Source organism: Belnapia moabensis DSM 16746, assembly GCF_000745835.1.
Lineage (GTDB): Bacteria > Pseudomonadota > Alphaproteobacteria > Acetobacterales > Acetobacteraceae > Belnapia > Belnapia moabensis.
In genome coordinates this window covers 214,289-224,174 of the sequence record NZ_JQKB01000002.1, presented here as the reverse complement: position 1 = coordinate 224,174, position 9,886 = coordinate 214,289, and the positions used below count along the sequence as shown (strand labels likewise).

Genomic DNA, 9,886 nt, shown 5'->3' with positions numbered 1-9,886 from the left:
GCGTTCGGCAACCCGAAGAACCCAAGCACCTCGCCGGGGGTAAGGCTCAGCAGGAGGTGCAGCGGAAAGGCGAGGAAGCGCACAATGAACAACAGCATCTCATGAAAGGAGATGCTGCCGTTGCCATCACTATCCCAAGATTCAGTCACAGCAACCCAAGCCGCAGTCAGCGCGAAGCCAACTCTGACAATGAACCAGAATGAATGATGAGACCGCTGCATATGCTGCTTCGGAGGAGTCCCTGATTGTCGGGGTTGCTCTGTGGCTATGCCCATCCGCGGCCGAGTCTGCGCCACTAAAGAAGCCACCAGATCAGGCTGCTAATCTCAGCCGCTACGGTGAGCATGATAACCAATAGGAAGCTGCGCTCGCTGCAAGCTCCGCGCAGGCCACTATCACCCTGGTTGATATTGTTCATCATGATCTCGCCCCGCCTGATCTCAAACAGGCAGTTCACAATGCCTTCTCATCGCGGTGCGGCGGCAACAAATTTCTCGTCATAGTAATCACGAGTTTTGATAAAACATTTCAGGAATTGACCTATCTTCCTGTCATCTGCTGATGGGTAGGCGCCTTTTGTCCCAGCAACCATGCTGCTGACAGTCATCGTCCAAATGCCGACACCGCGCATTGAGACCTCTTCTATTCTGCCAAAATGATTAGTGCAGTGGATTGGCCCACGCTGGTCAGGTGTGGCGCGACTGATGCCCGGGACCACGCTAGGGACAATGCCGCAGTCATCCGCCTGATTGTCAGCAGCCTGAGCCAGATGATGGAGCGGCTAAATACCTGTCTCGCCAATTCGACCGAGAGTTACCCGGGAGGAGTTCCAATGCGCTACCACGAGATTGTGCGGCGTCCAGCCACAACCGACAGCTACTCATTCGTCGCCGATATCATCCTTGATCAGGCTGTATTTGCGGACTTCGAACGGAAAATGGAGGCTCGTCCCGATGTCCAATTATTGGCTGGATCGATCGGGATGACCGTTGCCTCATCCATTTCGGATGTTCTTCGGCAGCGGTGAGGCGAACTATTCAGACCGCCTTGGGCTGATGGGCTAACCGTCGTCGAGCGTGAAGCCGATCTTGAGCGTCACTTGGTAGTGCCCGACCTTGCCGTCCTTCACCTCGCCGCGGACTTGGACCACCTCGAACCACTTGACGTTGCGGACGGTGGTGGTGGCGCGCGTAATTGCGTTCTGGATGGCGTCGGAGACGCTGGTACCGGAGGTACCGACAAGCTCCACGAGTTTGTAGACGTGCTCGGTCATAAGGGGGTTCTCCCGCGCTCCGCGCCGGTCAACCCAGGGGGCGCCTACCGATCCTGCGCCGTCTAGGCAGCGCGGCACAAGCGGCACCTTTTTTGTTAACTGCTCATGATCCTCACGGTGAAGGTCTTGGAGAAGATTGACCAAGCCCAGCGCAATGCTAACCACAAGGCGCGGTGCGCCGGGGAGGGGAGGGCTCGCAGCTTTCGCATTTCAAGCAAGCCTGCTGGCCTGCATGGATACCTTCATAGTCGATCCGCGGGCCGGTTATTCATTCTACCGGATGACCCGCGCTGCCTGGGCTGCGCCGTTCGCGCTCCGCACTTCGGCAAAGCATGGCACCCGCGCCTTCAATCAGCGGGCCGAAGCCTTGATGCGGCAGATCGCCCAGTCGAACGACAGCGAGCCCGATACCTTCTGACCGGCACCCTACAGAGCATCCGGGGAAAAGCTCGCCAAGGTCCGGGATGGGTAGGATGCCAGCGGCATTGCCGGCCTTAAGCACCCAGACCCGGGCACAATTGGGGGGCCATCCTCACAGCGATGTACGCTGACCCAGCGGCACGGTCCTAGATCGCGGAGCGGCTGTTCGCGAACGTCCGGCGGGAGAACCAGATCGCCCGACGAACACCACCACCACGGGCAACAGCCGGACCGCGCTCCGGCAGGCCGCGGATGCCGACGATCGGCGCGGCGATGGGCTGATATCCTCAGTGGTCGTGGATGCCCTCACGGGCACCCCCGGCATCGCCACCGGGCTCAATCTAACCCGCAACGTCCTGAGGAGCCGGTTCCGGGCCTTGGGTCAGCGGATGACCGCGGCCTGCGATGCCCAGCAGAGCAGGGAAATCCTCCGGCTGCTGGGTGGTCAGGATCAGACCGCCGTGCAGGCCTCGATGGACCAGCTTGCCCAGGGGCGGGATTTCCTCCAGTGGGCCAATGCCATCTCAGCGTCGTCCCTCATCGGTGGACTGGCTGCCGGCCGGGTGGCGGGTGGTCTGCTGGGCGCGCCGGACGGACACCACCGGCACCACCACCGATCACCGCCGCAACGCTCTGACCAAGATGATGAAGTAGATGGGATACCATCGCAGCTACGAGTCCGACGACGACACTCGGAAGGAATATGCCAGCCAAAACTTCTGGCCCGAGGATGTTGGCGCTCACACTCTCTACGAGGCGGCGGACCACGGACATGAGAGGGAGATCAAGCGACGCCTGACCTTATTGGGCCGGGCTGAAGGCCCGGCGCACCGAGCGCAATGAAAAAGGGAGCGGGCTGGAGGCCGCGCCCGGATCGTCCACGAGGTCGGCAGCACGCACCGCCGGTATATCAGCGGCCACCACGTCAGCGACGGCCTGTGCGGGCAGCACAGAGGCTTCTGCGCACCCTTCCAGATAGCGGATGAGCGCCACGCCGAGATCGAGCGTGCGGGCATCGTGCGCGGCCTTGGCTGCGAGGCTCGCAGCGCGAGCCTCGTCCACCAGATTGGCGATAACGGCGTTCATGCCTTCACCATCTTCGCCGCGGCCCAGGCGGCACGCTCCTCGGCGGTGAACGGGCTTTCGACGGCGAGCGCCAGCCGCATCACGTCCTCGAACACGCTGATGACGTGCTCCTTCGGCATGGTCAGCCGCTCGCTGCTGATGGTGTGGCGAATTTCGTCCATGCGCTCCAGGCGCCAGTTCGCCACCGCTCGGTTGAAGGCGGAGCGGATCGCCGTATCCTTGAAGGCGGTGCTGCCGCTCATCTCGCTGTTCATCACGATCAGCGCATCGAGCGCGCCGATTGCATTGAACTCGGGATGCACCAGCGCACCCTGGCCGGTCACCCGCACGCCCCATTCGACGAAGCATTTCTCTACCCACTGGTAGATGCTGGTCTGGTTGTCGGCCGGGGTCTGGGCGGACTGGCGGGCTTCAGCCCGGGCTGCCTGCTTCTCCGCCCGGCGACGCCGCGCCACTTCGTGGTCGAGATCGCCAGCCCGCAGGCCCAGCATGCGATTCTGCGAGATGAGCGCGCAGGGTCGCTGCGGATAGGGGACACTGCCGACCCGCCGCTCCTCCGGGGGAAGGGGCGCCGAGTTCGGCGAAATCGGCCGGGTAGAGGGCTCGTAGAGCCGGCCAATGGACTCGCGCCACTGGATGTACAGGTTATCAGCCCGCATCATCGGATCGTCTCCTGCATGGGAGGTGTCGGTCGTCTGACGGGGAGGGCGAGGCGCCTTCGCAGCCTCGTTCCTCATGAGCAATGCCGGCCTATCCGCAGTCGTCCCGCGGGGCGTCGCTCCAGCGGTCGTCCATGTCGGTCGGGGGAGGCAGCCTCGGTGCTGGCGTGGCGCGCTGCCGATCCAGCCAGGACTGCGGCCAGGGCGCGTCAGGTAGGCCGCCAGAGCGTCCGGCCGGTCGAGCAGGGCGCGGATACCCTCCGGCGTCAGGCCTGCCCTCCATTGCGCCACGGGGACCTGCGCGAGGGTGGTCCCGGTGTGGGCCGACGCCAGCCCGCCATTGGCCGGGTTGCGCAGCACCGCCAGCCCAAGCTTCCGAAGCCGGCGCAGCACCTCGGCCGCTTCCTCGGGGGTCACCGCCGCCCCCCCCACCATGTCGTTCTCGGGTTCGACCCCGCAGGCCGCGAGCAGCCGGTCAAACAGGCCAGAGCGGTCGCGGGAGCCCCACCAGAAGGCGGCCTTCGCTGCGGTGATCATCTGGTAGGTGGGCTGGCCACCCGAGCGGTGCCGGAGCTTAGCTACGGCCCAGGCCAGGGCCTCTTCGTCGCTTGCCTGCGGGGAAAGGAGCGGCGGTTCAGCGTTGCCCCCGGACGGTGCTGCAGCCCTGTTCCCGAGCCCTTTGCCTTGCTGGGGCCGCCTCGGCTGGCTGAAATCGAGCGTCCAGCGCCGGTTTTCCAGCCAGGAGGCCGGATGAGGGGCCGACTTCTCCCCAGCCTGCCGGGGCCGTCGCAGGAAACTCTCCTGCCGCGCCAGTCCGGCCAGGATGGCTTCCCCGTGCTCCTCGAACTTTGGCCAGATGCGCTCGCGGATATCCCGGGCCATGGCGTCCCGCCGGTCCCGCTGGCTGGGCCAATGCGGGTATAAGGCGATGAAGCGCTCGACCAACGGCTCGGGCTCTGAGGCTGGGGGCGGGGCGCTGGCCGAGGTCTCCGCAGCCTCGGCCGCACCCGCCCCCGACCTTACCTCTGCCTCCCGCGATGCTCCCGGCGCCGGAGGGATAGAGTCACGGACGGGATTAGACTGTGTGACAGGCGACGCCGAATTTTTCGCAGTTTTCTGCCGTTTTTTCGGCTTGCGCTCCGGGCCGCCCGCAGCCGCTTCGGCGGCCTTGGCGCGCTGCTCGGCCTCCTCGGCAGCCTTCCGCGCCTTGGCCGCCCGCGCCGCCAGAGGACGCTGGTGATTGGACCAGCAGAGGTCCCAGCCAGCCTTGAAGGCGGGCACGGCGGGCATGAAGTAGAGCAGGCCGGTGTCGGCTGTGGCGAACAGAGGGGCGAGATGCGGCCAGACCTCCGCCTGCCAGACCTCCATGGGGAGGTTGGCCCGCCGGGCCAGGACGTGGGCGCTCGGCTCGAAGCCCCCGCCGACCTCGCCCCAGCAGGCGGTTATGAAGCGGGTGGCGGCCAGGGCCGCGTGCGGGCAGGCTTCCTCCAGGGTCAGGAACCACTCGGCGTCCTGAAAGCCCTGCTCCTGCCACCGGTAGGGCGTTTGGCGCAGGTCGGCATGGGCGGGAATCGGGGGACGGGCGAGACGGATGGGCTCTAGGTGGGGAGACACGGCATTGATGACCTCACGCGAGGTTCAGCATTCGGCTCTGGCAATCTGCCTTGGGGTGGCTCAGCATTCCGATCTGTTGGGGATCGTTCTGGCCTTCCGGGGCTGGGCATCTTCCAGAGCCAACGGCGGCGACGCCCTCAATCCTCCAGCTACGAACTGGGGGTTTTGGCGTTTTAGGCCTAGGTCTGAATCACCTAGGGTCCAGTCCGGCGAATCGGCAGAAGCCCAGGCAAAGCCTCGGGTCGCCGGGGCGGGGTCCAAGCTAAGTACCTGAAATTGCTACTCGTTGCATTTCCACGTTGGTAACACGGGTTCGAATCCCGTTGGGGACGCCAGCTAAGATCAGGGAATGGGCTTCCGCCGGGACTGAAGCCGGCTGCTTCGGCTCGATGGCTGTTTCGCCTGCCCCGCAGTCATTGCCCAGGTGCCAGCAGCTCCAGACATAGGTGAGGGCAAGGCTGGTCGGTAGCGCGAGGTAGCGAAACGCCGCAAATCGTCACGACCTAGTCACCTCCGTATGGGAGAGCGAAGCCGGTGGGGCCAGCGCAGCGCGGGCCGATTTCGCTGATCCTGGAGATGCTGACGGATCGGCCGGATGCTCAACTCCTGCAAGCCGGAAAGTATCGGGACCGGTTCAGGCGTGATGCGAAGAGGTGTCCGCCACTGTCGCTGCAGCGCCGCATCGACAATGATCCGCTGGCGCCGCCGACACGCTGCATTCCGGCCCGGGCGGCCTCCACCATGCGTTGAACGGGTGAGGAACCCAAGCGACCGTCAATCCTTCCTCGCGCTTTTTTGAGTGATCCCTTGCCATTATGGGTGCCCATGCGGCCAAAAAAGCGCGATCAATCCCAAGGGGATGTTGGGGGAAGTTCAGATGTCGGCGGAACTGTCCATCAGGGGTCAGCGGATCCCTGAGCGCTATTCGCACGCCTTCGGCGGCAGCGTGGACCGCCTGCCGGAGGGTTGGATCTGCGGACGACAATGCGATATCGGCGGCCAGCCAGGGCGTCCGGTGCGGGTGGACCTGGTGCTGCTGCATCCTGGGCTGGGCGTCGCGCTGCTCGATATCGGCGAGCGGACCGAGGATGCCGAGCAGGTGCTGCGGGCACGGCTGGAAGAGGCGCGGTTCGGCGCCATCTTCGGTGGCTACCTGCCGGTCCTGCATGGCTGCCTCGGTCCCGAGGAGGAGCCAGACATCGCCGAGATCGCCCGCGCCTTCGACCAGGTGCCGCCGCTCAGCGTCTCCGGGGGGAGCGCCTGGATGTCGACGGTGTCGCGGCTGGTGGTGCCGGTGGACGGGGTATGGGCGGATAACTGGGTCGGCGCCCCGAACCGGGGGGCGGCGCCGCGGTTGCCGATGGAGGCCATGCGGGGCGGCAATGTGGTGCCGCTGCGGCGGTTGGCCGCCGTGCAGCCGCCGGCGGCGGAGCCGGAAGACCTCGCCATGCCCGTGGAGCCCCCGGCGCCGCGGACGAGGCGACAACGGTTGATGGCGGGTGGTGCCGGCATCACGGTGTTGGCCGTCCTGGCTGGGCTTTGGCTTGGCTCCGGGCGCCAGGCCGAGCCCAGGGCGCAGCATTTGGTCGGGGTTACGGCGCCGACGCAGGCCGCCGCGGCGGCGGTGCCCGTGACGCCGACGCCGGTGGCCGCGCCGCCGGTTGCGCCCGTTCAGGCGATGACGGCGACCCCGGTGCTGGCGCCGCCGGTTGTCGTGCCGCCGCCCGTGGTGCAGCGGCCGGTGGCGCGTCCGGTCCGGGTGGAGCGGCCGGGGAGGCCACGCCCGCCGGCCAAGCCGGCGCAGCGCGCGGCGCCGCACCGGGCTACGCGGGGGTAGAGTATTCTCGAGTCAGGCGTGGACGCCTGAGACTTGGCAAATGCGATCCAGAGCATGATCCGCGATCCAGTGATCGCAGCTCATGCTCCGGCGGCGGCTACTGGTAGCCGCCGGACTTCTCGCGTTCCTTCGCGGCGGCTTCCTGGGCGCCGGTATCGACCTTCTTCTCCTCGCCGTCCTTGGGCGAGGCGGGCTGCTGCGGCGTCGCGGCGGGTTTCGCCTTGTCGTCGGCCATGGCTGACTGCTCCCTCGGTTGAGGAGGGGCAACCGACGCGGCGGGGCGAAGTTCCGCCGTCAGCGCTTCGGGAAGTCCCCCGGCGCGAGGATGCCGAGCTCGCTCAGCAGCATGGGCCAGGAGCGGAGGCCTTCCGCCAGCGATGAGAGGCGGAAGAATTAGTTCGGTGCATGGGCATCCTCGTCCGGCATGGCAAGGCCGAACATCAGGCTGTCGATGCCGAGGCTTTCCTGGAACAGGGTGGTGATGGGCACCGTGCCGCCGGCGCGGGTGCGAACGGGACGCTGGCCGTGAACCCATTCGGTGACGCGCTCAGCGGCGAGCAGCAACGGGTGGTGCGGGCCGAGGGTGAAGGCGCGGGTGCCGCCCGGGTGGTAGTGGAAGTCGAGCGCGACGCCGGGCGGGCAGCGCGCCTCAAGGTGGCGGCGGAGGGCGGCCTGGGCGGCGGCGGGGTCCTGGCCGGGGACGAGGCGCATCGTCAGCTTCGCATGCGCCTCGCAGGGCAGCACCGTCTTGCCGCCGGCGCCGGTGTAGCCGCCCCATAGGCCGTTCACCTCGATGGTCGGGCGGACGGTGATGCGCTCGCGCAGCGTGTAGTCCGGGTCGCCATAAGGGGCGGCGCCGAGGTCCGCGTACCAAGCGGCTTCGTCGAAGGGGAGGGCGGCGCTCTCGGCGCGGATGTCCTGCGTCACCTCCATGGCGCCGTCGAGGAAGCCCTCGACGAGGATGCGGCCGTCGTCGTCATGGAGGGAGGCGATGAGCTTCGCCATCTCGTGCAGGGCGTTGCGGACGGCGCCGCCGACGCGGCCGGAATGGGCATCCTTCGCCGCGGTGCGGAGGCTGAATTGCAGGGCGGCGATGCCGCGGCAGCCGACGCTGACGGTGGGGAAGTCGGTGCTGGCGCGGCCGCCATCGGCGGAGAGCATGGCGTCGGCGGCGAGCAGATCGCGGTACTTGTCGATGATGGCGGGGAGGGAGGGGCTGCCGACCTCCTCCTCGCCCTCGAGGAAGAACTTGATGTTCACCGGGCAGCCGCCCCCTGTGGCGAGGAAGGCGCCCACGGTCTCGACGGCGATGAGGGTGGAGCCCTTCACGTCGGAGGCGCCGCGGGCGTAGAGGCGGCCGTCGCGGATGGTCGGCTCGAAGGGGGGCGAGTGCCAGAGCTCCAGCGGGTCCGGCGGCTGCACGTCGTAATGGCCGTAGAGCAGGATGGTCGGGCGGCCGGGCGCGCCCTGCCAGGCGGCGTAGATGGCGGGTTGGCCGCCGGCGTCGAGGAGCTGCACATCCGCGAGGCCGAGGGTGCAGAGGCGGTCCATCAGGAATTCGCGGGCGGCGGCCATGCCATCGGCACAGGCCGGATCGGTGCTGACGGAGGGGAGGCGGAGCAGCGCCTTCAGGCGGTCGAGGATCGCCTCCTGCTGCGATTCGAGGTGGCGGATGACGGCGTCGCTCATCGGCGGGGTTCCTTGAGGGCAAGGGCGGCCAGGGCAAGCAGGGCGAGGCCGAGCGAGGCCATGGCGGGGATGGCGAGGTTTGGCCCCCAGCGGTCGGCGAGGGCGCCCATCGCCAGGGCGCCGAGCGGGCCCATCCCGATGCTGGTGGTGACCAGGCCGAGGACGCGGGAGCGGGCCTCGCTCGGGGCGCGGGTGACGGGGAGCGCCGTCTGCAACGCGGCGAAGAGGGCGGTGCCGATGCCGCCCAGCATCAGCGCGGCGATCGCCAGCCAGAGCGCCGGGGCGAGGGCGAGGAGCATCAGGCAGAGCAAATAGAATGCGCTGCCGCCGACCATCAGCATGGCCGAGAGCGGCACGCCGCGGCGGGTCGCCAGCGCCAGGCCGGTGAGGAGGGCGCCGGCCGGCTCGGCTGCCGTCAGCATGCCGATGCCGAAAGGCGTGGCCTGGAAGCTCTCCGTGCCGAGGGCGGGGAGGACGGCATTCACGCTGAAGCCAAAGATGTTCATCGCCAGCGTCACCAGGATAACCGCCTGGAGCACGGGCATGCGGCGGATGAGGCGGGCGCCGTCGGCGATGTCGGCGAGGAGAGCGCGCGGGTCGAGGCGGCGGCGGCGCTGGTCGTGGCGGACGCCGCTGAGCAGGATGACGGTGGCGGCGTAGCTCAGGGAGGCGATGGCATAGGCGGCGGCGAGGCCGAGCGTCTCGTAGAGCAGGCCGCCGAGCAGGGGGCCGAGCATCCGGGTGGTGTTGGCGGTGAGGCTGTCGGTGGCGACGGCGGGGACGACATCCGCCTCGCCGGCCACCTCGGTCAGCATGCGGCGGCGGGAGGCCATCTCCCCGGTCCAGACGAGGCCGCCGAGGAAGGCGCCGGCGGCGAGGTGCCAGACGGCGAGGTGGCCGGTGGCGGCGAGCAGGGCGATGAGCGCCGCGCCGGCGCAGGTGGCGGCCTGGCCGGCCATCAGCAGGCGGCGGCGGTCGAGCGTCTCGGCCAGGGCGCCGGCGATGGCACCGCAGAGCAGCATGGGGAGGGAGCGGGAGAGCAGCAGCAGCGAGACCGCGAAGGCGGAGCCGGTGATGGCGAAGGTGGCGATGCCGGAGACCAGGATCTCTACCCAGCGCATGGCATTGGCGATACCGCCGACGGCCCAGAGTCGGCGGAAATCGGGGTTGCCGAAGAGGCGCGTGAGGGGGTGCCCGGAGGAGGGCGCGGTCATATCCATCGGGTCGCGGGTAGCCTGTCTCCGGCGAGGGGGCTTGTCGAGGGGGTGGGAGGCGGGTGCAGGATCGTCCTCGGGAAACGAGGAGACG

At 67.9% G+C, this 9,886-nt stretch carries 11 protein-coding genes; 3 read left to right on the top strand and 8 right to left on the bottom strand.

All coding sequences use genetic code 11. From position 1 onward, the window contains the following. Window positions 1–295 precede the first annotated feature (295 nt). Window positions 296–421, bottom strand: a complete 126-nt coding sequence (locus EP26_RS38035) for a hypothetical protein (RefSeq protein WP_281177064.1) — start codon at window positions 419–421, stop codon at window positions 296–298. Window positions 422–466: 45 nt separating this feature from the next. Further along, window positions 467–631 (bottom strand): hypothetical protein, encoded by a 165-nt coding sequence (locus EP26_RS34600; RefSeq protein ID WP_157033380.1) that lies wholly within the window; start codon window positions 629–631, stop codon window positions 467–469. A 201-nt stretch (window positions 632–832) separates the two neighbouring features. On the opposite strand from EP26_RS34600, the gene EP26_RS34595 reads away from it, so the two are divergent. Beyond that, a complete protein-coding gene (locus EP26_RS34595) occupies window positions 833–1,027 on the top strand; it encodes a hypothetical protein (RefSeq protein ID WP_157033379.1) in 195 nt (64 codons plus the stop codon). A gap of 33 nt (window positions 1,028–1,060) precedes the next feature. On the opposite strand, the gene EP26_RS01985 is transcribed toward EP26_RS34595, so the two are convergent. Next, window positions 1,061–1,273 (bottom strand): dodecin, encoded by a 213-nt coding sequence (locus EP26_RS01985; RefSeq protein WP_043335082.1) that lies wholly within the window; start codon window positions 1,271–1,273, stop codon window positions 1,061–1,063. A gap of 136 nt (window positions 1,274–1,409) precedes the next feature. Here EP26_RS01985 and EP26_RS01980 point away from each other — a divergent pair, with 136 nt between their 5' ends. Beyond that, window positions 1,410–1,691 carry a hypothetical protein gene (locus EP26_RS01980; protein ID WP_157033378.1) on the top strand — a complete coding sequence of 94 codons (282 nt, stop codon included), beginning with the start codon at window positions 1,410–1,412 and terminating at the stop codon, window positions 1,689–1,691. Between the two features lie 803 nt (window positions 1,692–2,494). Here EP26_RS01980 and EP26_RS01975 read toward each other — a convergent pair. Beyond that, window positions 2,495–2,779, bottom strand: a complete 285-nt coding sequence (locus EP26_RS01975; protein WP_043335078.1) for a hypothetical protein — start codon at window positions 2,777–2,779, stop codon at window positions 2,495–2,497. Then, a complete protein-coding gene (locus EP26_RS01970; protein WP_043335076.1) occupies window positions 2,776–5,052 on the bottom strand; it encodes a hypothetical protein in 2,277 nt (758 codons plus the stop codon). The genes EP26_RS01975 and EP26_RS01970 overlap by 4 nt, the downstream gene beginning before the upstream one ends. 877 nt (window positions 5,053–5,929) lie before the next feature. Between EP26_RS01970 and EP26_RS01960 the strand changes: the two genes are divergently transcribed. Further along, window positions 5,930–6,889 (top strand): hypothetical protein, encoded by a 960-nt coding sequence (locus EP26_RS01960; RefSeq protein ID WP_043335072.1) that lies wholly within the window; start codon window positions 5,930–5,932, stop codon window positions 6,887–6,889. A 97-nt stretch (window positions 6,890–6,986) separates the two neighbouring features. Here the strand turns inward: EP26_RS01960 and EP26_RS34590 are convergent, their stop codons facing one another. The 3 genes from EP26_RS34590 to EP26_RS01950 form a co-directional block, all read right to left on the bottom strand. Next, window positions 6,987–7,124 (bottom strand): hypothetical protein, encoded by a 138-nt coding sequence (locus EP26_RS34590; RefSeq protein WP_157033377.1) that lies wholly within the window; start codon window positions 7,122–7,124, stop codon window positions 6,987–6,989. A 158-nt stretch (window positions 7,125–7,282) separates the two neighbouring features. Further along, on the bottom strand, window positions 7,283–8,578 hold the full coding sequence (locus EP26_RS01955; protein ID WP_211259350.1) for a dipeptidase: 1,296 nt from the start codon (window positions 8,576–8,578) through the stop codon (window positions 7,283–7,285). Beyond that, window positions 8,575–9,798 carry an MFS transporter gene (locus EP26_RS01950; RefSeq protein WP_043335070.1) on the bottom strand — a complete coding sequence of 408 codons (1,224 nt, stop codon included), beginning with the start codon at window positions 9,796–9,798 and terminating at the stop codon, window positions 8,575–8,577. The genes EP26_RS01955 and EP26_RS01950 overlap by 4 nt, the downstream gene beginning before the upstream one ends. Window positions 9,799–9,886: the final 88 nt, after the last annotated feature.